Genomic DNA, 24683 nt, shown 5'->3' with positions numbered 1-24683 from the left:
TATTCCTTAATCAAATCAAATAGGATATTAACTAATGAGTAATTCAAATTCTGGTGTTTTTTATGTTGCAGCAGGCAAAAAATATATTGACGAAGCTTGTGATTCTGCTAGAAGTTTAAAAAAAATTAATCCATCTATCAAAATATCTCTAGCTTGTAATCAGGACCCTGATGATAAAGACTTATTTGACCGAATTATTCCAGTAGATGAACAAGTAACCTGTAGAAATGAAGGGTTGCTATTCAAAGTCAAACATTTATATTTTTTATCACCTTACGAAAAAACTATCTTTGCCGATACAGATACTTATTTTGCGAGTGACTGTGAAAGTGGCTTTGATATCTTAGAATATTTTGACCTAGCCCTAGTTCCAGCACCGGTTGATACTTATTATCCAATTTTAGAATCCGGTAAAAAAATTCCTTGTAAACCATTAAATACAGGGGTAATTTTTTATCGAAAAAATGAAGCTAACGATAGCTTATTTAAAGAATGGATTAATCTCTATACAAGCAAGCTTTCATCTAATAGTAATTTACGAGAAAGTGACCAAACTTCTTTCGCCGAAGTGTTACTTTATTCTTCCTCAAGAATGTATCCTTTACCTAATGAATGGAATGCTAGATTTTGCTTTATTAATGCGTTTGCTGAACCTGTTAAAATTCTGCATGGCTATTCTCGTAACATAGAAAATATCGCTAATTTAATTAACTTAAATGCTAATAACCATCGAGTTTGGATTCCCCATTTAAAAAAATGTATTGTCTTTAAACCTTATACATGGAAACATTATTTAGGTCCATTACTGATAAAATTGGGAATAATTAAAAAGAGAATGGGGTAGGGGGTAGTGAAGTTTCGCTATTCTCTAACAGATTTGCATAAAAAATTAGAATAGGAAGTAGCTAAAGCTAGTTAGCTAAAAGTCGGATTCAGAAAAAGGAATGGAAATAATAAAAGATTAAAATGGTTCAACATTTTAGCAGATTATATTAATTACAGTTGGGGCAGAATCGTACCATTTTATTTTGTCTATACTCTGTAAGCTTTGCTAAATACCTTTTCCTTCCTTTTTCATATTTTATGAATTTTAATAATACCGATGCTACAGAATTTTATATGACTAATTCATAAAAATATCAACATCAAAAATTCAGTCAATGATAGATAAAACATCTTCTGCCACAGATAAAAATGTGCCAGAAAAGCCATCTCTAAAAACTGGATTACTTGCTCTTAAGCAAAAAAATTATCCACAGGCGATCGCTCACCTAGAAATAATTGCTCAACAAGAATCTCTCAAGCAAAAATTAAAAGCTCAGATGGGTTTAATCATTGCTTATGAAAAAACTAAACAAGCAGATCGAGCTATTTCTTTGTGTCGCGATCTTACTAAAATTTCTGATAGTGAAATTCAAAGTTTTGCTCATCGTCATCTCAAGGAATTATTAAAGCAAGACCCCTCTAAAAATCTTAAAAAATCAACAATTCCTCCCCCTAAAGCGTCAGAAAAATCTCTCCAAAATCAACAACCTATTGAAACAGGATTTGTGCCTTTTAATTCTAATTCAGATAAATCTAAGTCTGTCAAAAATAGCAATTACATCTCTAAACAAAATATTGATTTATCTGTAGAAATAGGTTTTCAACCAATCGCAGAAAATCCAAATATCTCAGAAATAAAATCTAGTCAAACCTCAAATTCCCTAAATAATTCTCAGTCAAATAAAAATGATATAGAAGCAGGTAAAAATCAATCACCCGCTTTATTAAGCACAGTAAATAACTCGGATTCAATAAATACAAATGAATCACATCAAATATCAACAGAGATTACTTCAGATGAACCAGAAAATTTAGCTAAATTGAAATGGCGCGAAGCAGGAAGGGCAAAAGGAGGTCGTCGCCTTAAATCTCCTAATTTAACTATTTTATGGCTAGAACAAATAGTTGTAGCTATTGCTATATTTTGGCTAAGTCTTACAATACTAAAGTTTACCTTAGATGCTACAAATGATTTTCTAGTTTGGCTCCCACACATTCGACCAATTCAAATTTTTTATCGAGACCCAACCCGAAATTTTATAATCTTTCTGCTCGGATTATTTATATTATCTCCTTGGTTAATTGATGGATTATTAATACTTACTTATGGTCTCCAAACTCTACCAACAACTACTCTAATTAATTACAGTAAAGAAGCAAATAAACTGCTCCGTAATTTTTCTAAAAAACAAAAAATACGAGGAATTATATTAAAGGTATTACCAATAAATGTTCCTATAGCATTTAGTTATGGATGGTTGCCTCGTTTTTACAGAATAGTTGTTAGTCAAGGATTGTTAGATAATCTAGCAGAAGATGAAATTGCTACTATTTATGCTAGAGAAATTAGTCATATTCAAAATGGAGATTTTCGATTAATGTCTATGGCTAATTTGATGATTCAAATTCCCTACACTATTTATTGGCAATTAACTTTTTTGGCAGATTGGATATTAGATTTGATAAATCATCAATTACCCGATTTTTTACCAGAATTTATCAAATCTTTTCTGCCTATATTAGTATCCGTTTTTCGAGTATTTGCTGCAATAATTTCGACTTTTAGTTATGGTTTATATTGGTTGCTAAAATTGCCGATTTTATGGTTGTCTCGTCAGCGAGTTTATTATAGCGATCGCCTAGCTTGTAATTTAACTGGTAATCCTAATGGTCTCACACGAGCTATTCTGAAAATTACAATTGGTATGGCTGATGATGTTAAAAATCAAGGCAAAATTAGGAATTTATTAGAAAGTTTTGAAATCTTAATGCCAGTAGGAATAAACCAAGCTATTACTACTGGTAGTATTGTCTCATATAGTGGTTTTGAATCTATTTTTAACTGGGATATTTTTAACCCATATCGTCGATGGTTACAGATTAATAATAGTCATCCTTTGCTTGGTTATCGCTTAAAAATACTAGGTTCCTATGCTAATTTCTGGAAACTAGAAACAGAGTTGAATTTAGGAAATATAAATGGTGATGTAACTACAAAAGATCGATTAATTACTACTCAGGAAAATAAGATTTCAACTCCACAAAATCTTAATTGGCAGAAACTTTTGCTTCAGGGAGCGCCATTTTATGGTACGTTAATAGGCTTAGGTTTTGCTATTTTTTTGTGGTTGATAGGTGTAATTTTATCTACTATTGGTCTTTGGCGTTTAGATTGGTTATTTGGAGATATTTCCATTTTAGTTGGTTGTTTAGCTATTGGTTTTAGTATTGGTATTTTGATAAGGATTAATTACTTTTTTCCTGATATAAAGCGGACTGAACTTTGGCAAAATCCTGACTTGTTAGAATTGTTAACCGATCCAGAAGCTTTGCCATTAGATAGTCAAGGAATTCAGTTGAAAGGTCAGCTTCTGGGCAAGAGGGGAATGATTAATTGGTTGGGACAAGATTTGGTTCTAAAAACAACAAAAGGTCTGGTCAGATTGCATTATTCTAATAACTTTGGTCCTATTGGTAACTTATGGCCTAATATCGATCGTCCTAGTGATTTTGTTGGTAAGTCTATAACTGTCACTGGTTGGTGGAGGCGAGGAGCTACTCCTTGGATAGATATCAATGCTCTAAAATCTGAAAATGGTCAATCTATTAACAGTAATCATCCTATCTGGTCAACAATTGTAGCTTTTACTCTTGCTATATGGGGAGCTTATATGGTTTATACGGGCAGATTTTAATTATCAGATTATGTAAAGAAAAGTTGCATTCTTGAATTGACTATGTTACATTTATTTACACTGAGCAGCTTAACCCAAGCGACCTCATAATTTTGCCTACCTCAGAAGTTTTAGTCTGATAGAGCCAAATTAGTAGAGATATTACATATTGAATAAGGTAAAGGTATGCTGTTAAAAGTAAGCATCACCCTAGTAAATATGGTCTGTTAATATACAGAAAACCTCTACTGAAGTCATAACAGATCAGACTTTTTGAGTGGCAAGTGTCAATCTCCCAACACAGCAAGTTCTACCAGCCACAACTGTCGGCTGGTTTTTTAGCGATTCATAAATTTTGTGATCGGAAAAGTAGGGATTACTGAACAGTTTAATCTGACTATTCAAAGATACAAGTAAATAGATACAAGTAAATAGTTAAATTTAAGAAAAATAGTAGATATTGACTTAGGATTATGGTAAGTTTATAGTAGTTAAGATACTAGCCTGTTAACAAAGGAAAGATAAGCTGTAAGCATTTCCAGTTTGGTTGAAAAATAAGTCAAATATTATGATTAAGTTTTAGCCCTTACCAAGTAGGGAGTACACTTGAAATTAATATCATATTAGCAATTAGGTTGTTTGAGTTTAGCAGGCTTTGAAGTTATATTTAAAAGTTGGGGCGATAAGTGTTTAGCAAATCAATATCAAAAAGAAGTAATTGAGTAATGCCTATAGTTTTGTTTGTTGAGTGATGATCAAAAAGTCTAAAGAACAACCTGACAAAATAAAATTATTTGGCACAGTTGACCAAAATGGAAAATTGGAAATAATTTTATCTGTAGTAAAGGTGAATAGAGGTATTTGTCAAAGTTCTTCACATTTCCAAAGTCCAGAGCAGTTTTTTTGATTCTGCTCTTGTTTTGTGTTCAGTCAATCTCAGTTGACTAAGTTTTCGTTTGTTGTAATTTAAACAAGTAAAATTCAAAGTCTGGAGGAATTTTCGTATGTCAATTCGTTTGTATATTGGTAATTTGCCTAAAGAGGTAATGGAACGTCAAGAACTTCAAGAAGTTTTTAAAGAAGAAGGCGATAGTGTTACTACTAAACTGATCACAGATCGTAAAACAGGTAAATGTCGTGGTTTTGGTTTTGTGACAGTTAAAAATGATGAACAAGCTGACCAAATTATTGAAAAGTATAACGGTTATCAGTTTAAAGAAACTCCTTTAAAGATTGAAAAAGCATTACCTCGCGCTAAGAATAAGGGTGAGTCTGAAAATACTGAAGCTGAACCTAAACCAATCAGCAAAAACAATACTAGCAAGAGTAAAAAATCCCGTCGTGACAAGGACAAAGGAGGATCGTCTAAAACTGCTAGTAGTTCTAGCTCTAGTGGTAATGATGCAGTTCAACCCGATCCCCGTTGGGCTGATGCTTTAGCAGAGTTGAAGCAACGTTTGGCAGCTAGCACTAATTCTTAGGAATTCAGTTGAGTAAACTCAAAAATATTATCAAGCTGAGATTATTGTAGATATAGTTTTGTAACTATGCCTAGAGCTATATCTACAAAATTGCGATCCAAATTTAGGTATGGTAAACAAGTAATGATTTTACTCGTCTACCTGATGAAAATTGAAGGGATCTAGTAACCCAGATCCTGATATCTTTAGGACTACCCAAGCCCTAAACCAGATTTAGTATTAATCTAATATTGAAACACTTAACAGTTAACTGATAAGTGAAAAAGCCTTCAATTTAATAAATCAAAGGCTTTTTCCCTAACATTTCCTAACATATATAACTCATAACTTACGCAAAGAAACCATATATACTAAACCAAAACTAAACGTATTATATAACATGTAGAGTCTGTTGAATAAATCTAGAACCTATATGTATCAGAGGTTTAAGTGCTGAATTAGCTTGAAAGAAAGACTAAGATACAAGACTAAATAAAAATCAAAAAAAAGTCATAACTTCCAGTCAAGTGAAGGAAAAATGCAGAAAAGTCAATAGTAAAACTATTCCCAATTCCTTTCCCTCACCAAAAGACCTTTTGATCGAGTCCTATGTAGTTTTAAAAATTCATGGGTTGTTTAATTTCTGTAACTATTAATCCGAAGTTGAATTAAATAGCTTATCAATTGCGCAAATATGCAAATTTAAACATTTTCCCACTAGCTGTTTGTTCAACAATACATTCCTAGAACTTATAAGACTTTTGACCTCAGAAATGCTATGGGCAAACATACTAACTTGCGAGGAGTAGAAACGTAAGCTCGACGATTAAATACATCATATTGATTCCGCTCAATAGCATCTAAAATCTTACTATAAAGCATAGAAGCTGACCAAACAGGCCAACGAATATCAGCGTTCAAACGCTTAATACCTCTTTCTGCATCAACAAAAAACTTACGCGCCCTGTGAATCTGAAATTTCATTAACTCTCGCCAACGATCATCAATTACACCATTCAATAAATCCTCTTCGGTATAATCAAACAAAGCTAATTCTTGTAAAGGAAGATAAATCCGACCTCGACGAGCATCTTCTCCTACATCTCTTAAAATATTTGTAAGTTGATTAGCAATTCCCAAGGCGATCGCTTCCGATACAGGAGACTGCATTTTTGGGCTGGGGTTCCAGGGAGTGGCAAAACTTGATGTTTCTACTCCCATGACTGGCATAGTCATTAAACCAACGGTACCTGCGACTCGATAACAGTAAAGTTTCAGTTCCTCAAATGTTTGATAACGACTGCGGTAGAGATCCATTTGCTGACCTGCAATCATATCACGAAACGGTTGTATATCTATGGGAAATCGAGATAAGGTATCTACCAATGCTACATCTGCATCTTCTAACGGATAGCCAGCAAAGATAGATTCAAGATGTTGTTCCCACTCTTGCAGGGTTTCTGTGGTTGTGGTATTTGACATTGGTCCATCTACCAATTCATCTGTACGACGACACCAGACATAGATTGCCCAGATCGCCTTACTTTTAGCCTCTGGCATTAACTGAGTACCCATGTAAAAAGTTTTAGAATATTTGGCTGTGACTTGACGACACAGCTCATAAGATTCTTCTAGAGATACCAGGGGTGAACGAGTCATGCGTTGGGAAGATTTAGACCGTTGCAGCATTCTTTGCTGGCTTTGGAGTTGTTCGTTGCAGGTTTGCATGAGATTCAAGGTGAGTAGAAGCTGCTTTAGCGATCGCCTGCGCTGTCAGCTTGCCAGAAAGTACGGCTCCTTCCATGCTAGCTAGATAACGCTGCATTGTATAATCTCCTGTTAGGAAGAAATTTGCAATTGGTGTTACCTGGGAAGGGCGACAGTCTTGGCGACCAGGAGTAGCTTTATATACAGAGCGGGGCGTTTTTACAACATGATATTTCAACAACTTAGCTGGAGATTCTCCTGTAAAGTGAGCCGGAAATAATTTTTCCAACTCCGCCATTGTTGCTGCGACTATTTCTTGATCGGATTTACTAATCCAATCTTTGGCTGGTGCTAGTACCAATTCCAACATCGAACGGTTGGGATTAGCATATTCGCGACAAGTGTTACTCATGTCTGCATAGACACTTAGTAGGGGCGATCTGGAAAACAGTAAATGGTCTATATCTGTAAGCTTACGATCAAACCACAGATGGAGATTTATTACTGGTACCCCTTCCAAACCGTTGAGCTTTTGGAAATATTCCATCTGCTGCCAAGGTTTTGGCAACATTACCTTTAGAGGATCGACTGGCATTGCTGACACATAAGCATCAACTGTCAGAACTTTATCTTCTGCTCCATCTAATCCTCTAATTAGAAATCCACTGACTGTGGCATCATCGTTTAGCAGAAATTCCTTTATCGGTGCGTTTAAATGTACTTCCCCGCCTCCCTTTGTAATATATTCTACCAGTGGTTGACATAATCGTTCTGTGGGAGAACCATCTAAAAATGCCATTTTAGATCCATTTTTCTCTTGGAGAAAACGGTTAAGAGCTGTGAGAATTACAGTCGAGGATATTGCTTCTGGACCGATAAAGTTCAACGCTTTTGACATGGCGATGAATACTTCTTTTTCCACTCTTGGAGGAACATTTTGTTTTTTCAGCCATTCTGAAAAACTGTATTTGTCCATTTTCTCCACATATTTTTGGCCTTGGACTATTGCTGGGATCAGACCTATACCGAACCGGATTTTTTCTGGCCAGGTTAGCATATCATTATTGCGGAGAATAGCTACTATCCCATTTAAAGGCGCTGGAATATTGGGAAAATCGAATCTAGAGTATGTTCCTGGTTTTTCTGGCTGATTAAAAATCATTGTGTGCTGTTTCCATTGCAATCTATCCTCTATATTCAATTCTTTGAATAACTGCAACATATTTGGATAAGCACCAAAGAATATATGTAGACCAGTTTCATACCAGTCTCCCTCTTCATCCTTCCACGCTGCCACCTTACCTCCGAGTATGTCCCGCCTTTCGAGGACTATTGGAGTATGACCCATGTCTGTCAAATATTTAGCACAGGAAAGACCTGCTAGACCTGCTCCGGCGATCGCTACTCGCATTTGCTTGGGTTTAAACCTCTTAAATTAAATTTACTTATTTTTTTATTATTATAACTTTACAAGTTGTTACAAAATTCAGCAAGACCTAATTAAGTTATTTTTGATTTTTCTGAACATAAATTTCCTTCTGCCTCTAAATTTTGACAAAATAGTTTAAGTGTGGTAATAGTACAGCGAAATTAGTAATAGAATTGTGTTATCTTAATAAAATGTAAGAATACTTGAGTTGGCTGTTTAACAATTAATAACAGATTAAGATTAACAGACAAAGGTTTAAAGAGTCGATCCCCAAAAAATAAATCTACAAATCTATAAATAAATTAGTATTTTTTATTACCTAACAGCAGGCAAAAACAAAAGGCCAAGTCAGATTTAAGTCCCTTTAGTCGGGGCAATAGGGAAGAAGCAATAGGCAATATGTAGATCCAAGTACTTAAACAAAGTTATTTACCTATTTTAATTCTCTGCGATCTTTAGAAGACCAGGAATTCAGCTTGTATAAATGTGTAGTTAATTTTTTGTTGCTTATCATAATCAGGACTTACGCAACGGTACTAATTGTAGTAATTGTATACGGAATAATGACGAATTTATACGCTATATATAGCGGTAGTGCGTAAATCTTGATAACGTTGCTTGAAGACCCGCCCTGTCCTGGAAGGGAGGGGAGTATCGGGATGAAAACAAATCAATATTGTGGTTTTTACAGTAATGTTCTAAACTAAAGGCCATAAGTTTGCTGGGTTAGCAGTGTCTAGAGGAGGCATCAGATTGGCGAGGTACTGTGGAGTGACCATAAGACCACCAAAAAGAGGTTAGACCTTGGAGGCAGGTGTATGGAAGCATAAATGCCCTATCAGTTATGTTTTGCTAACTTACAATTTCGTTTTTCATGTTCCTTTTGCGTAGCATTCCGCAGGAAAGGAAAACGCAAAGCGACATGAAAATGGAAGACCACTTGTTTTCTAATAGCAGTATCGGGAAGATGTCAAGAGGGTAAAATTTGACTGATTTATCTACCAATGGTTACGAGAAGTTTGGTTGTCCCACATCTATGTATTATAGATAGATAGTATTAGTGGTAAACTATAGGATGGCATTTTTAAATTCTCCATTATATGTCTTCCCTATTCTGAGAGTGCCTTGAATAATGGAGATGGTGAGGCAATCCTCAAAAGACCAGAGAATTTGACAAGATAAAATAATTAATAAAAGGACAGAACAATAAACTAAGGCATGGGTAAAGTAGTCGGCATAGACCTGGGTACAACAAACTCCGTAGTATCCGTCATGGAAGGCGGAAAACCAATCGTGATAGCTAATTCAGAAGGAATGCGGACAACATCATCTGTAGTTGGCTTCACGAAGGAAGGAGAAAGAATAGTGGGCCAAATGGCCAGAAGGCAAACAGTTCTGAATCCTCAGAATACCTTCTACGGAGTCAAACGATACATCGGACGTAAATACTCTGAACTATCCCCAGAGTCAAAGCGTGTTCCCTATACCATTCGTCGGGATGAATTTGGCAACATCAAAATCAAATGTCCTCGAATGAAACGAGATTTTGCTCCAGAAGAAGTATCCGCTATGATACTGCGGAAACTAGCAGACGAAGCAAGTCGCTATCTGGGAGAGGAGGTAACAGGAGCAGTAATTACCGTACCAGCCTATTTTAATGACTCTCAAAGACAAGCCACTCGTGATGCAGGGACTATTGCGGGCCTAGAAGTTAAACGTATTCTGAATGAACCAACAGCAGCATCTCTGGCTTATGGATTAGAAAATACAGAAAATCAGGTAATTCTGGTCTTTGACTTGGGGGGAGGTACATTTGATGTTTCAATCTTGGAAGTAGGAGATGGAGTATTTGAAGTTAAAGCTACCAGCGGAGATACCCAATTGGGTGGTAACGACTTTGATCAAAGAATAGTTGACTGGTTAGCTGAACAATTTCTAGAAGCAGAAGGAATAGACTTAAGGAATGACCGTCAAGCTCTACAAAGGCTGACTGAATCTGCAGAAAAAGCCAAAATTGAATTATCTGGGGTCGGTGTAACAGAAATTAATCTCCCGTTTATTACTGCCACAGAAGACGGCCCTAAACATCTGGAAACCAGGCTGACTAGATCCCAATTTGAAGGGCTTTGTGGAGATTTAATTCCTAGAATCCGACGTCCTGTAAAAATGGCCTTAAAAGATGCTGGTATTAGTCCCTCTATGATTGATGAGGTAGTATTAGTAGGTGGTTCAACTCGGATTCCTTTTGTTCAAGATTTAGTTTACTCTCTGATAGATAGAGAACCAAATCAGGGAGTTAACCCTGATGAAGTTGTGGCAGTAGGAGCAGCTATTCAGGCTGGCATTTTAGGTGGTGATGTACGAGATGTGTTACTTTTGGATGTCACTCCATTGTCTGTGGGCTTAGAAACTATTGGGGGAGTGATGAAAAAACTCATTCCTCGGAATACTACTATTCCAGTGCGACGTTCTGATATATTTTCTACTTCAGAAAATAATCAGACTTTAGTTGAGATTCATGTTATTCAGGGAGAACGAGAAATAGCTTCTGATAATAAGTCTCTGGGAAAATTTAAGCTTACTGGTATCCCGCCTGCACCACGTGGTGTGCCCCAGGTGCAAGTAGCTTTTGATGTTGATGCAAATGGAATTTTGCAGGTAACGGCAATGGATAAAACTACTGGTAGGTCTCAAAGTATTACTATTCAGGGGGCTTCTACTTTAAGTCAGCAGGAAATTACTCAGATGATTCGGGATGCGGAAAAATTTGCTGAAGCAGATCGACTTAAACGGGAGCGGGTAGATAAGCGTAACCGGGCTGAGGCTTTAGCCTTTCAGGCGGAACGACAACTCCGAGAGGTGGCCTTAGATTATGGGATGCAGTTTGCGGCTAGAAGTCGTCAACGAATTGAGATGTTGATTAGGGAACTGCGGGATAGTTTGGAACAGGATGATGAGCGGGGTATCGATCAGGTGGGGGTTGATTTACAAGATGCTCTCTATGATTTGAAGCGTGAGATTTCAATTTACACCTCCGAAGAAGGTGATGATGATTTCTTTGGCTCTGTGCGCCGGACAATATCTGGTGATGATCGTAAACCCAGGGAACGTTATGATTATGAAACTAGAGTTTACAGTCGTCCTCCTGATCGAGTCAGTTCTAATCGCCCTAGTCGTTCTTATCAAAGTAAAGATTGGGACGATGATGATGATTGGCTCTAAACATTGTAGATATTAGATTGGACAGGGGATAGCAGAATTTAGAATTTATAATTCAGAATTTAGAAGTTAAATTCTTACTGTGACTATATTTTAGAGTTTCCTAAATGAATTGGTATAGCGCTAGGGGTAAGTCAAGAGCGGTACGACCTCGCGTTGGCGTAAGACTTAAGGGAATGGGCATCAAGAGAGTTAAAAGTAATCTCTGAGTGAGTTTTTCCTAGTTCAATGATCCGCCAACAGGATTGACCAATGTCCTATACTATTTGTGTAGTGCTGTAATTGCTATATTTTGGCTTTTAAGTGAGAATTCTAACATCTGTTACCATTTTGGTTGAAGGAGTCAGAGAAAATATTTATAGTTAAAACTATTTATAAGTTTAAGTTAGTAGATGCAAAACTTTCGGAATTATTATCAGATTCTAGATGTTTCTAAAGATGCTTCAGTGGATGAAATTAAGAAAGCATATAGGAGACTAGCGCGACAATTTCATCCAGATGTAAATCCAGGGAGTAAAGAGGCAGAGGAAAAGTTTAAGGATATCAATGAAGCCTACGATATCTTATCAGATGAAGAGAAACGGATAGAGTACGATAAGTTTATTCGATATTGGAAACCGAAGGGAATTGCTAATAGGATGGGGGTGCGGGTTCCTGATTTTAGAAATTGGGGAGATAATCTTTCTGGAAATGGAGGTAAGTCAGACAAAGATGTTGATGTTAGTGATTTTTCAGATTTTAATACTTTTGTAGACCAATTATTGGGTCGTCGTCGGGAAGTTAGAACTCCAGCGACAGCAACAAAACCAAGAAGAACTCAGGCATCAAGTGTTTATCGCCCTGGTCAGAAAAAGGCTGTTTATAAGGCAACGGAACGGGAACCAAAAAAGGATATTGAGGCTAGATTGACTTTGCCTTTGGAAAAGGCTTATGTGGGAGGGATTGAGAAAATACGCTTGGAAGATGGGCGTTCGATAGAGGTAAATATGCCAGCAGCTATGATTAGTGGTCAAAGAATTCGTCTGAAAAATCAAGGTCTTGGTGGGGGAGATTTGTATCTAAAGATTACGGTCGCTCCTCATGGTTTCTATCAGTTGCAAGGTGCAGATATTTTTTGTGAGTTGCCTATTACTCCTGTCGAGGCTGTTTTAGGTGGTGATATTGAAGTCCCGACTTTGGATGGTTGGGTGAAGATGAAGTTGCCCGCTGGGGTTGTTTCTGGCCAACGTTTACGACTTGCTAGTAAGGGGTATCCTGATGGGAGGGGCGAGCGTGGGGATCAGTTAGTAGAGATTAAGATTGTCACTCCGAAGGAACCTACCGAAGAGGAGTTGGAGATATATCAGAAGTTACGGGAGATTGAGAGGTTTAAACCACGGAAAGATTTGCCTATTTGATTTGGCTTTAGACTTTCTAAATCTCATCATCTCTATTCTAGGTTATAATCTAGGACATTTTTTAAGTTGAATAAATAATCATGTATAGGTACAAGTTAAATCAAACTTATTCACTATATCACGATTTTTTCGGAGACCTAAACTGACTAATCTCTTTATTGGGTTATTGGGATGCTTTTTAAAGCTCCATAAAATGATAATTAATCAATTAATTTCTAATTTGAGGCGATCGCTCATAATCATCATATGGGGACGTTGCCATAAGTATTGTTGCTGTCGTAGTTAACTAAATTAGGAGTAATAGTTAGGCCAAAATAGAAAGGAGTAGTCATACCTGCACGACAAGCATATTCCCATTGACTCTCACTGAGTAATGTGTAAGTTTTTCTTGTTTTCTCAGATAGTCTTTGACAAAAATCTATAGTATTATACCATTTTACCCTTTCTACTGGACGGTTTCCTCTTTTAAAGTGAGAAGGATTTTTTCCTATAATGGCTTGGTATTGGTCTTGAGTAATAGGATATTTACACATATAAAAAGGTTGAAGAATAACTTGATGTTGCGGACTTTGATTATTATTTCTTCCCTTTTCATCTTCTAGGGAACCCATTAGAAAACTCTCCTGCGGAATATAAACCATTTCTAATTTAATACCATTATCTAAATCTTCTATTTTTTGTCTGGCACTACCGGAGGTGCGATTAATTATTGTACCAGAGTTGTTGACAGTAACTACCTCAAAAGTAAACACTTCTCCTATTTCTTCAGGTAATATTTTTTCCTGAGCTTGTTGTTGTTGTCGCCTGATTTTTTCGAGGCGCATTTTTTCTTGAGCTTGTTGTTGTTGCTTAATTTTTTCACGCTGTCTTTTTTCCTCAGCTTCCCATTGTTTTTCTTGCCAAATATTCAAAGCAACATCTCGGTGTTTAACTGCTTCAGTCAAACCTAACTTTACTGCCTGGTCATAATTATCAATTTCCTGTTGATATTCTGCCAATTTATAATAAGTATTACCACGATAATTATATGCTAGAGCGTGACTATAATCTAACTCTAGAACCTTAGTAAAATCTACAACTGCCTTTAGATAATTTTGCAACTTAATATAAGTCAAACCTCGATGATAATAAGCATGAATAAATTCGGGATTAAAATCTACAACATAACCAAAATAAATAACAGCATCCTGACATTTTTCTTGATTAAATTTATGAATTTTCCGTTGATAACAAGAGTCTATTATACTCAATTTTTGATCTTTACCCAAACTAACGATACACCAATTAATTTGAGTAATAAATTCCACATCCAGAGGTAGTAAACTCTCAGCTACTACATCCAATTTTTCCAGGTCATTATCTACCGAAATATAACGGGAACTTAGCCAAGATTCTTGGACAAAATCTAACATTTGTTCTGCACAACTATGATTTTATAAACCATTCAAAGCAACAGCTATATCCGCAGCAAATTCTGGTACTAATTCTGAACGTTCTATCTGCATAGATATGAGAGTACCTATATAACTTTCAACTACCATTTTAAATCTGTGAATCGTTGTTTATTTTCTAGGGGATAGTATTTTTCGAGGAAGTTTCGTAAGTGATAGGAAAGGCGTTTTTCTACTTTAGGAAATCCTGAAGTAGAAGTTTTTTTCATTTGTTCACAGAAAATTTAGCAGTCTGAATTAAATTTGTATATACGCTTCATCTAACGTCTCTACATAATTTTTAGGGCAGAAAAATACTAATACCAATTGACCTTAAAGATGTCAAAAATAGTTTCACACTTTAAATGTAAAATAATTTATTGAAATTACCCAGCACGTTAAAGTTTTGATCCTATAAAATCTTAGATTTTAACTTTTGACTTCCGTGAAATGGTATTCCCACCCAATAAAAATTGATAGTTATAAATTACTGCTGAAACTGACGAGCGCCAAATAGATTTTCTCTTGCTTTATCATCCATATTTTGCACCGGACTATCACTTAAAACTGCTAAACCACGAGTCACCGCAGGTCGCTGACCAACAGTTTCAAACCATCGCTTTAAATTAGGAAAGTCTGCTAAATTTTGCCCTTGCTTTTCATGGGGTACTATCCAAGGATATATTGCGATATCGGCAATAGAATAATCTCCTGCTACATATTCAACTTGGGATAGTTGTTGATCTAATACTCGATATAAACGAGATGTTTCATTTGTATATCTTTCAATAGCATAAGGAATTTTTTCAGGTGCATATTGGCGAAAATGATGAGTTTGCCCTAACATCGGTCCAACACCACCCATTTGAAACATTAACCATTGAATCACTGTGTAGCGTTCTCGTGGGTTTTTAGGAATAAAGCGACCTGTCTTTTCTGCTAAATAAAGCAAAATAGCTCCTGATTCAAAGATAGAAATAGGATTACCATCAAGACCTTTGGGGTCAACAATAGCGGGCATTTTATTGTTAGGACTAATTTTGAGAAATTCTGGTTTAAATTGGTCTCCAGCCATAATATTAACAGGAATTAAATTATAGGGAGTTTCTGTTTCTTCGAGCATAATACTCACTTTCCAACCATTAGGAGTCCGCCAGTAATATAAATCAAGAGTCATAATTTAAAAAATCTCCAATTTTTGTCTAATTTTATATTCAAAAAGAAGTCAAGAGACAGCTATTCTGAAGTCTGAAGTTAAATTCTATCTATATTATTTTCAGCAAGCTAGAAAAAAGATTTAACTCATAACTGATTAATGAAGCCAGAAGTCTGAAGTTAAATTATTAACGATTTCACTCCTGACTTATAGTATAGATGTTTAGACAGCTTCTAAATCAAGGTATAACTGCTAATTAAAACCCAGATTTTTGCGTCCTATTCCATCAAATAAATCTAGCATTTTTTCTCGCCAAGTATAAACTGGGTCGCTAGTTTCTAAGAGTTTTTTTGGAGATATAGCACGAGCAAATTGAAAATTTGAAAATACTAGATAATCTGCATAATTTGGTTTTTCTCCTGCTAAGAAAGGTTGCTGATTGATTGTATTTCTTAAAGGCTCTATAAAAGTTCTGAAATTATTTATTTGGTCTTCTGTCACATCTTTAAATTCTTCTAGAGACTTACCAAAAACACTTTCACGACTTTCTCGAAAATAAGGCTTGTCTTTAGGGTCAAGATTTTCAAATACATCGTATATAATTATTGGCACTAAAACTCCCAATAAACTGCCATTCCAAGAGTCGATAAACATAGTTTCAGCTTTAGCTTCAGCACTGCCAAATAAAGAAGGTTTATCTGGATAAGTTTCCTCTAAGTAGTTAGCAATGTTCCAAGAGTCAGTAACTACTTTATCTCCCTTATTTTCATCGACAATTACAGGAACTTTTTCCTGATTAGAGAAAGCGATCGCCTCTTTTTCTGTCAGTCGCCAGGGAATAATTTCTACTTCTAAATTTTTGTGGGCTATAGCCATGCGACTTCTCCAGCAGAAGGGACTAAAAGCTCTGTTTTCTTCTGCAGTAACTAGGTCGTACAGTTTAATTGCCATAGATTCTTTGACCTTGAGAAATTGTAACTACATGATTAACTCTATCAGCATCTTTGTTTTTGAGTAAACTTATTTATTTATCAAAATAAATAAATTGATAAATAAAATTACTATTATAACAATAATTTGCTACTTTTTAGCAATGAATAATTGTCAGCATTAAGCGGTCAGCTATAAGTTATTAACTAATTATCTTGGAAGTAAGGAATTAGTCTCCAAAGACTGAAATATGTTTGCGAAACATTCCGCAGTAAATGAAATTAGTCATCAGCTAACCTTAGTAAGTTATTACGTTCAAAAGCTGATAGCTGAATGCTGATATTTTGCTTGAACTTATATACTAAAATAGTAGGGGATTACCAAGACCATCAGGCAAAAATGAACCTAATTCCTACTCAATATCAAGACTTGCAAAATCAGGTAGAAAACCTACTTAAATTATTACATCAAGAACCTACTCTTAGACAACAAGATACAACAGCAGTTCGCTCTTCCTTAAATAAAGTAATTTCCCCAAAATTTGAAATAGTATTTGCTGGAGCTTTTAGTGCAGGAAAGTCGATGTTAATCAATGCTTTATTAGGGAGAGAATTACTTTATAGTGCGGAAGGTCACGCCACAGGAACAGAATGTTATATCGAATATGCCGAACCTGAAAAAGAACGAGTAGTTTTGACATTTTTAAGTATTGCTGAAATTCAGGAACAAGTAGGAATTTTACGAAAGCAATTAGATTTAGATCCCAGTGCGAATATTGAAAAATCAGAAGTAATTGGAATTATTCGGGAACAATGCAATGCAATTATTAAAAATGAAGGAGGGGAAAATAAATCAGAACGTGCTAAACAAGCAAAAGCATTAAAATTATTAGTGGATGGTTTTGAGGCAAATCAAGAATTTATTCATCTGACTCAAAATTCTATTTATTCAATGGAACAGTTTAACTTTTCCAATCTCAAAGAAGCAGCGAGTTATGCCAGAAGAGGAATGAATAGTGCTGTGTTGAAGAAGGTAGAATATTATTGTCATCATCCTTTATTAGAAGATGGAAATGTCATTATTGACACCCCAGGAATTGATGCTCCTGTAGAGAAAGATGCTCAAGTTACTTATGACAAAATAGAAAACTCAGAAACTTCGGCAGTTGTTTGTGTTTTAAAACCTGCTGCTGCGGGAGATATGACAACTGAGGAAACAGAATTATTGGAAAAAATGCGAGAAAATCCTGGTATTAGAGACCGGGTTTTTTATGTCTTTAATCGTATAGATGAAACTTGGTACAATTCTCAACTTAGGCAGCGATTAGAAAGTTTGATTATTTCTGATTTTCGAGATACCGAAAGGATTTATAAAACCAGTGGGTTATTAGGTTTTTATGGCAGCTTACTTAAAGAAACAAGTAAGGGGGATCGCTTTGGTTTAGATAGTATTTTTGCCAATAGTGTTAAAGGTTTAGATGGAGAGGAAGAAACACCACAATTTGTTTATGCTTTTAATAATTATTGTGGAACTTCTCGGAAACTTCCTAGTAATTTTCGGGTAAGTATTAATGGTTTTGAGTCACCTAATGAAAATTATGTCAGGATTTTAGAGGAGTGGGGTAAACCATTAATCGAACAATTAATTATTGATAGTGGAATAGAAGAATTTCGGGATGGAATTACTCGCTATCTCAAGGAGGAAAAACGCCCACAATTATTTGCAAATTTGGCAGATGACTTACAAAGTATCTGTATACAGTTACAGAAAAATTATTTAGCAACTCAACGAGACTTGGCAAGTCAACCTCAAGAAATAGAAGCTATGAAAGCTCAGGAATTATCATTATTAAATTCTCAACTCCAGGAGGTGGGTGAAGGATTTAATCAACATATTACTGAGGAAGTAAATTTGCTAGTTACAAATAAATGTGATGGTTTTGAAGCAGATTTTAATCAACTCCAATCTCGCATGATTCGCCGTTTAGATGAACTGTTAGATACTTTTTCTGTAGAAGCTGCTTATAGTCGGGCAACTATTAATCATCCACGAAATGCAACGGCACCTTTATTAGCAGTTTTAGTCGAAGCACTTTATTATTTAGCTAATCAATTAGAGGATATTTTAGTTGACTCTACCCAGTCAGTAGTAACTGGATTTTTCCAAAGTTTAATTGACGGAGTTCGCAAGTCAGAATATTATCGACAACTCTATCGTTTGTTAGGGAATGATGGAGGAATTGAAAAACATTTAAAAGAAGTAGAAAAAGTAGTTGCCACAGCATTAATAAGTGCAGCGCGAATAGAATGTGACAGGTTTGTGCGAGAAAGTCCGCGTTTTTATGATGAAGGAACTTTTTCTATCTATCAGTTTCGGCAGACTTTATTACAGACTTCTCAAAGTTTTGACTGTAGCACTATGGTAGAGGCGGAACCAGCAATTAGACAATTGTTAAAGTTGGATTTTGAGCCAAAAGTTTCTCAGACTATTCGGCAAACTTTCCGACAAACTGTGAATCAAACTTTGAAGACTAATTTATTACCGATGGCTGAAAAACAAGGGGAAGATATTATGCAGCAATATAATCAAGCGCGGGAATATTTAGAGCAAAGTTTGGAGACGGAAGCTGGGGAAAAAATTCAAAGAAATTTGCGTTTACAAGCTGAAGTTGAGGAGAAGATTAAGGTTTATCATCGGGCAGTTTATTATATTAATAGTTGTCTACAGACTATGTTTTTGAATGAGCGACAGTTGCCAATTATTTCTGGGTTTGATTTTGGCAAAAGTGAGGAAAATTTAGAAGTGGTAAATAGTGAGGATGAGAAATTATTGGAGAGTCAGGAAGTGTCGCCTCTTGATGATTTACGTCGGCAGATGAATTTGAATAGTTAGTTCATTAATGGATAATGGATAATTGATAATTACCTATTATTAAAACCGAGAGGATTGAATTAAGGAAATATTATTTCTTCTCTTGGTAGATTGGATATGGCGTTTCGGCTAAGAGCCGACATGAAAAGCGTTAGCGGCTCTGCAAGAGCGGGAGACCTCGCCATCCCTCTACCGCTTTTTTCTCCTTAAAAGGAGAGGCTTTATACCTTAAATTTTCGGTAATTTTTTTATCTCAGAAAAGTGTAGGATGTTTTTTTGAGGCATCCTACAATTACTCGCTAAATAATTTATTGGAAACGGAGGAATTAAAAATGGTAGAAAATTCAGATAATCAAGAGTTTGTTGTTTTAAAGGGAGAAGAGGTTGTTGAACTTGATGAACAGATATACAAATATTTAGGTTTAGATGGAAACAACTTTAAATATTTATATCTAATCAATTATCAATTAATATCTGTAATTCAGAGAAGAGTAGATATTCGGAACAATGAAATAAAAAATAAACTATTTTATGATGATTATGATGGTCTAGAGTGTGAAGTTTTAAAACCGGGCGCTAAAAGTTGGCAAAAAGGGAAAATCAAGGTGGAACTTAATGTCAAGTTTTACCCTGATGAATCTGAAGAAGAAATAAAAGAAAATGAATCAAGTCAGTCAGAGAATCAAGGAGAAAATTCTGGCGATAATAATTCAGAAGAAGTGGAAACTGAAGTATCCCCACTTGATGACTTACGACAGAAGTTTAATCAGGAAAATCAGTAGAAACTTTTTGGAGTAAAATTGATTTGTGTAAGATATCTTCTCGCCATACATATTTGTTATTCTGTCAAAGATAAGAAAGAATAAGTTAACATGGAAAATTAAACTGAAGTATCCCCACTTGATGACTTACGACAGAAGTTTATTCAGGAAAATTAGTAGAAACTTTTTCAGTGAAATAGGAGATAAACATGACTGAAGAAAATTTAGATAGCAATCAGGAAATTATAACTGATATAGAACCTAAATTTGAACCACTAAAACCAGGGGAAGTTGGGTCTTTTGGTCATAACTATTTGACTTACCATTAACATTCCAGAGTCAAGAAGTAGAAGAGCGGATCGTAAAATACTTAATATATTCTTTTAGAGATTACCAAGAATTTAGAAAAAATCTATTTAGGGATTGGTGTAAAAATGAAGTATTAAAAATCGGTGCAAAAGGTTGGGAAAAGGGAAGAATTAGAATCAAAGTTACTGTATAATTTTGCCCTGATGAACCTGAAGAAGAAACAGAAGAAAATGAATCAAGTCAGTCAGAGAATGAAGCAGAAAATTCTGACAATAATAATTCAGAATATCTTGAACCTGAAGTATCTCCACTTGATGACTTACGGCAAAAATTTAGTCAAAAAAATTAGTAGAAACTTTCTGAAGAAAAATTAATTTATGTAGGAAATTTTTTTCCTAGTTAGTAGTTGCGCTTTAGCGCTGGTAAATTTCTCGTACTAAAGCACAACTACTAACAAATACTTTTGGGTTTGGAGACCAAACCCCTACTTTCTATCTAGAAACTATTTCTATTTCCCAGCATAATAAAAGGCAATTTCCTTTTCCTTCAATTCAGCAAAATCTGCATTTTTCAACATATTATTTAACTCGTCTTGGGAAATGTGCTTCGCCCCAATACGCACAATACGAGAGCGCATTGTATTACTAACCCCGCTCCTTTGTCGTTGACCTTCTAATGCCATAACCTGATGATAAAGGTCAAGCTTTGCTGATGGAATAGGAGACCCATCTAAATCTATTCCTTTAGCGATCGCCTCATCAACCGCATCTGCTCCAGTAGTTGATGTAGGTGTAGAATTTATTTCCGAAGACATAGCCATGAATTATTGAGTTTACATAATTATTTTATCTGGTCAAGGAGTAATTTTTTCAAATCCATTCAATCTAAATTTAAGCAATAGCAAACTCCGTCAATTTTTTCATATCTGGAGATTGACAAGCTAAAACAATTTCACTCTTAGGAAAATGCAACTTGATCGACTCATTAGCTATACTTGCTATTGAAATTACTAATTTTTTTGACATAAAAAAGCATTACTTATTTACAAATGCGATATATTTTGAATAAATCTAACATTATGATAATTGATTAATTAGTGATATATAGTAATTCTCATTCTAGTGAACTCAAAAAATCTGGGTTTGAAACAGGGAAAAGGAAAGAAAAAAGACAATTATACCTCAAGCTTACTGATCAACGCTATAATCAAATTATTTAATTTCATTAATTTTCTGGGAAATGAATTATGAACAAAACACCACGGATAAAAATTCCTTTAGCAGTTAAAAAATATGTCTTTGAGCGGGACAACTACCACTGTCAAAGTTGTGGTAAAAATTCAACGGAAACAAAACTTACTATAGATCATATTATCCCCATCGCTAGAAGCGGTAGTAATGATATTAGTAATCTACAAACCCTCTGTTACAAATGCAACTCAAAAAAGAAACATCATTTCGATCCCCGCTTTCAACGAAAGTTTAGTAATTAAAGCAAATTGGCATTCAGAAAAAATTTAATTTATTAGTAAAATATATAGTAGATTCAGTGATTAATGTGGTACAACTGATAGGGTAAATATTTTTTGCTTATTCCCCATTTTACCTATTCCCTAAAACTATTAAAATATTTACTTCATTAAGTAATAAACTGCTATAAAATAAATATACCAATCCTAAATTGGTTATAAAAATTATTATAACAGTTGATTTTAACCCAAAACCTTTAAAATTCTAACTTCTAACTTCTGACTCCTGAATTCTAACTTCCGACTCCTGAATCCTGACTCTTAACTACCACAAAATATTACAACTAAAATAGGATTGCTATAGAGGAGAAACATATAGTGAAATCAAAAACTATCGGTCTTCTAAAAATAAAGATGTATTCTTTAATTGAAAAAATGTCTGATGTAGAATTAGAAAAAGCTTGGGAATATTTACAAACACTTCATTATGACAGCTTCATTATGACAGCCATTCAAAAATCTAAAAAAAGTCATAAACCAGGAGATATATTCACTAAAGAAGAAGCCTTGCAAATATTATACTTTGACAAAGAAGATAGTTAAACTAAAAACAAGCATTATTTATTAAACTAGAATAGAAAAATAATATTATTGTGACAAAAATATAGGGTATCGAGCGTCTTTTTTGAAGGTAACGAAAAAAGTAAACTTAGTTTTAAAGTCTCCAATTTTAGCCAAAGATACTGTTAACAAAGTTCCTCCGTAGAAGGCTAACTGATAACTGATAATTGATAACTGAAATGACCCTAGAAGTTCGTTATGCTAGGTCTTTTATCGAAGACCTTAAAGTCATAGAATCTGTTGCCTACCAGCAAGTATATGATTTTGTTTTTATCAAATTTAGTAAAATAAATTATTTACAAGAATTGCCAGAACTAAGACAACTTGGAACTAGTGGTATTTTCTACAGATTTACTGTGGACAATTATCTGATTGGTATAGAAGTAACAGGCCAAATTGTTAAATTTATCCGTATTTTACCAAAGCCAGAAATCTAGTCTTCTAAACTACAGATGGGAAACTAGAAAAAATACTAAATACACTAATTTTTATGGAATCAAAAGCACTCTGGGAACGCTATATTGACTGGCTTTACTACCACGAAGGATTAGGATTTTACGTTGACATAAGTCGCATTAAATTTGACGACTCTTTTGTTGAGACAATGAAGCCTAAACTTGAAAAAGCTTTCCAAGATATGGAAGCTTTAGAAAAAGGTGCGATCGCTAACCCAGACGAAAACCGGATGGTTGGCCACTATTGGCTCAGAGATATTGATATTGCTCCTACTCCCGAAATCAAACAAGAAATTGTCCAAACTATTGAACAAATTGAAACTTTTGCCAAGAAAGTCCATAGTGGAGAAATTAAACCATCCAATGCTGCCAAATTTACAGATATTCTGTCCATTGGTATCGGTGGTTCAGCTCTAGGCCCCCAATTTGTCGCAGAAGCTCTTGGTCTTGATGACCCACCAATGGCAATACACTTCATAGACAACACAGATCCAGCAGGTATAGATCGAGTACTCCACAAACTAGGCGATCGCCTCAAAAGCACCCTAGTTATAGTCATCTCCAAATCTGGAGGGACTCCAGAACCTCGCAATGGTATGATGGAAATTAAAGCAGCCTTTGCATCTCAAAACTTAAACTTTGCCAATCAAGCCGTCGCCACCACCACCCCTAATAGTAAACTAGGTAAAATTGCTAAATCTGAAGGATGGATAGATGTTATCCCCATGGCAGACTGGGTAGGTGGACGTACTTCCGAACTCTCCTCCGTTGGTTTGCTACCCGCAGCACTGCAAGGAATTGATATCCGGGCAATGCTTGCTGGGGCAAAAGAAATGGACGCAGTTACTCGCAAACATGAAATCAAAGCCAACCCCTCTGCTTTATTAGCCTTGAGTTGGTACGCTGTAGGTAACGGTCATGGGGAAAAAGATATGGTAGTTCTACCATATAAAGATAGCCTACTGCTATTCAGTCGTTATCTACAGCAGTTAGTTATGGAATCTTTAGGTAAAGAAAAAGACCTAGATGGCAAGGTAGTCAATCAAGGTATTGCAGTATATGGTAACAAAGGTTCCACAGACCAACACGCATATGTACAACAGTTGCGAGACGGTGTATCTAATTTCTTTGTCACTTTTATCGAAGTTCTAGAAGATCGTCAAGGTACTTCACCTGAAGTAGAAGCAGGGGTAACTTCTGGAGATTACTTATCCGGTTTTCTGCAAGGTACTAGACAAGCACTCTATGAAAATGAGCGAGATTCTATTACAGTCACTATTCCTAAAGTTAATCCTTATAATGTAGGAGCATTAATTGCCCTTTATGAGAGAGCAGTTGGTTTTTATGGATCTCTAGTTAATATTAATGCCTATCACCAACCAGGAGTAGAAGCTGGTAAAAAAGCTGCAGCTACAGTTCTAGAATTACAACAACAGGTAATAAATATTCTCAAGCAAGAGGGATCTCCTCTATCTTTAGAAGAATTAGCTCAAAAAGCAGGAGCTGCTGATAAAATAGAAACCATTTACAAGATTTTGCGTCATTTGGCAGCTAACGAGCGAGGTATTGTTTTTGATGGAAATCTTGGGCAACCAGCTAGTTTAGCCGTAAGTTATACTTAATAGAATAGTAAATAATAAATTTGTCTCTTAGCATTGAGCATTAGCGGTAGGGAGTAAAAAAATAAGCTTAAATATAGCAAATTTCATCTCAGTCAGGTACACTACTAGCGGGCAATATACCCGCACTAC

General features: G+C 35.3%; 19 protein-coding genes and 1 pseudogene. 12 read left to right on the top strand and 8 right to left on the bottom strand.

What is annotated here, in order from left to right:
- The first annotated feature begins 34 nt into the window (after window positions 1-34).
- The 3 genes from ACP6PL_RS28185 to ACP6PL_RS28175 all read left to right on the top strand — a co-directional run bounded on the left by ACP6PL_RS28185 (window position 35) and on the right by ACP6PL_RS28175 (window position 5200).
- Window positions 35-844 carry a hypothetical protein gene (locus ACP6PL_RS28185; protein WP_426548652.1) on the top strand — a complete coding sequence of 270 codons (810 nt, stop codon included), beginning with the start codon at window positions 35-37 and terminating at the stop codon, window positions 842-844.
- Window positions 845-1160: 316 nt separating this feature from the next.
- Window positions 1161-3740, top strand: a complete 2580-nt coding sequence (locus tag ACP6PL_RS28180; RefSeq protein ID WP_426548651.1) for a M48 family metalloprotease — start codon at window positions 1161-1163, stop codon at window positions 3738-3740.
- A 983-nt stretch (window positions 3741-4723) separates the two neighbouring features.
- Window positions 4724-5200, top strand: coding sequence for an RNA recognition motif domain-containing protein (locus ACP6PL_RS28175; RefSeq protein WP_426548650.1), 477 nt, complete (start codon window positions 4724-4726; stop codon window positions 5198-5200).
- 729 nt (window positions 5201-5929) lie between these two features.
- Here the strand turns inward: ACP6PL_RS28175 and crtB are convergent.
- Window positions 5930-6868 carry a 15-cis-phytoene synthase CrtB gene (gene crtB, locus ACP6PL_RS28170; protein ID WP_426548667.1) on the bottom strand — a complete coding sequence of 313 codons (939 nt, stop codon included), beginning with the start codon at window positions 6866-6868 and terminating at the stop codon, window positions 5930-5932.
- Window positions 6852-8297, bottom strand: a complete 1446-nt coding sequence (pds, locus tag ACP6PL_RS28165; protein WP_426548649.1) for a 15-cis-phytoene desaturase — start codon at window positions 8295-8297, stop codon at window positions 6852-6854. Before pds ends, crtB begins: the two co-directional genes overlap by 17 nt.
- Before the next feature lie 1236 nt (window positions 8298-9533).
- On the opposite strand from pds, the gene dnaK reads away from it, so the two are divergent.
- Both dnaK and ACP6PL_RS28155 read left to right on the top strand, forming a co-directional pair.
- Entirely contained in the window at window positions 9534-11537 is a 2004-nt protein-coding gene (dnaK, locus tag ACP6PL_RS28160) for a molecular chaperone DnaK (RefSeq protein WP_426548648.1), read from the top strand.
- A 389-nt stretch (window positions 11538-11926) separates the two neighbouring features.
- Entirely contained in the window at window positions 11927-12931 is a 1005-nt protein-coding gene (locus ACP6PL_RS28155) for a DnaJ C-terminal domain-containing protein (protein ID WP_426548647.1), read from the top strand.
- Between the two features lie 242 nt (window positions 12932-13173).
- On the opposite strand, the gene ACP6PL_RS28150 is transcribed toward ACP6PL_RS28155, so the two are convergent.
- From ACP6PL_RS28150 to ACP6PL_RS28135, 4 genes are all read right to left on the bottom strand, one after another.
- A complete protein-coding gene (locus ACP6PL_RS28150; protein ID WP_426548646.1) occupies window positions 13174-14343 on the bottom strand; it encodes an SUMF1/EgtB/PvdO family nonheme iron enzyme in 1170 nt (389 codons plus the stop codon).
- Between the two features lie 122 nt (window positions 14344-14465).
- Window positions 14466-14591 (bottom strand): hypothetical protein, encoded by a 126-nt coding sequence (locus ACP6PL_RS28145; RefSeq protein ID WP_426548645.1) that lies wholly within the window; start codon window positions 14589-14591, stop codon window positions 14466-14468.
- Between the two features lie 257 nt (window positions 14592-14848).
- Window positions 14849-15538: a glutathione S-transferase N-terminal domain-containing protein gene (locus ACP6PL_RS28140; protein WP_426548644.1), complete on the bottom strand. Its 690-nt coding sequence runs from the start codon at window positions 15536-15538 to the stop codon at window positions 14849-14851.
- Window positions 15539-15769: 231 nt separating this feature from the next.
- Window positions 15770-16468 (bottom strand): glutathione S-transferase family protein, encoded by a 699-nt coding sequence (locus ACP6PL_RS28135; RefSeq protein WP_426548643.1) that lies wholly within the window; start codon window positions 16466-16468, stop codon window positions 15770-15772.
- 378 nt (window positions 16469-16846) lie between these two features.
- On the opposite strand from ACP6PL_RS28135, the gene ACP6PL_RS28130 reads away from it, so the two are divergent.
- The 3 genes and pseudogenes from ACP6PL_RS28130 to ACP6PL_RS28120 all read left to right on the top strand — a co-directional run.
- On the top strand, window positions 16847-19339 hold the full coding sequence (locus tag ACP6PL_RS28130; protein WP_426548666.1) for a dynamin family protein: 2493 nt from the start codon (window positions 16847-16849) through the stop codon (window positions 19337-19339).
- 311 nt (window positions 19340-19650) lie between these two features.
- A complete protein-coding gene (locus ACP6PL_RS28125) occupies window positions 19651-20100 on the top strand; it encodes a KGK domain-containing protein (RefSeq protein WP_426548642.1) in 450 nt (149 codons plus the stop codon).
- Window positions 20101-20431: 331 nt separating this feature from the next.
- Window positions 20432-20581, top strand: a pseudogene (locus tag ACP6PL_RS28120) (KGK domain-containing protein); the annotation flags it as partial.
- Window positions 20582-20896: 315 nt separating this feature from the next.
- On the opposite strand, the gene ACP6PL_RS28115 reads toward ACP6PL_RS28120, so the two are convergent.
- Both ACP6PL_RS28115 and ACP6PL_RS28110 read right to left on the bottom strand, forming a co-directional pair.
- The gene (locus ACP6PL_RS28115; protein WP_426548641.1) at window positions 20897-21202 is read right to left on the bottom strand and encodes a small RNA NsiR4-regulated ssr1528 family protein; all 306 of its coding nucleotides are present in this window, start codon (window positions 21200-21202) and stop codon (window positions 20897-20899) included.
- A gap of 76 nt (window positions 21203-21278) precedes the next feature.
- Window positions 21279-21413, bottom strand: a complete 135-nt coding sequence (locus ACP6PL_RS28110) for a hypothetical protein (protein ID WP_426548640.1) — start codon at window positions 21411-21413, stop codon at window positions 21279-21281.
- Between the two features lie 221 nt (window positions 21414-21634).
- On the opposite strand from ACP6PL_RS28110, the gene ACP6PL_RS28105 reads away from it, so the two are divergent.
- From ACP6PL_RS28105 to ACP6PL_RS28090, 4 genes are all read left to right on the top strand, one after another.
- The gene (locus tag ACP6PL_RS28105) at window positions 21635-21880 is read left to right on the top strand and encodes an HNH endonuclease (RefSeq protein ID WP_426548639.1); all 246 of its coding nucleotides are present in this window, start codon (window positions 21635-21637) and stop codon (window positions 21878-21880) included.
- 354 nt (window positions 21881-22234) lie between these two features.
- Window positions 22235-22459 carry a hypothetical protein gene (locus tag ACP6PL_RS28100; RefSeq protein WP_426548638.1) on the top strand — a complete coding sequence of 75 codons (225 nt, stop codon included), beginning with the start codon at window positions 22235-22237 and terminating at the stop codon, window positions 22457-22459.
- A gap of 197 nt (window positions 22460-22656) precedes the next feature.
- Window positions 22657-22914 carry a cytotoxic translational repressor of toxin-antitoxin stability system gene (locus ACP6PL_RS28095; RefSeq protein ID WP_426548637.1) on the top strand — a complete coding sequence of 86 codons (258 nt, stop codon included), beginning with the start codon at window positions 22657-22659 and terminating at the stop codon, window positions 22912-22914.
- Between the two features lie 53 nt (window positions 22915-22967).
- Window positions 22968-24554, top strand: a complete 1587-nt coding sequence (locus ACP6PL_RS28090) for a glucose-6-phosphate isomerase (protein ID WP_426548636.1) — start codon at window positions 22968-22970, stop codon at window positions 24552-24554.
- Window positions 24555-24683 lie beyond the last annotated feature (129 nt).

Origin of the sequence: Dapis purpurea BLCC-M126, assembly GCF_050015975.1 — a bacterium.
Classification (GTDB): Bacteria; Cyanobacteriota; Cyanobacteriia; order Cyanobacteriales; family Microcoleaceae; genus Trichodesmium.
The sequence above is the reverse complement of the archived record's forward strand: the minus strand, read 5'-3'. Positions and strand labels throughout refer to the sequence as shown.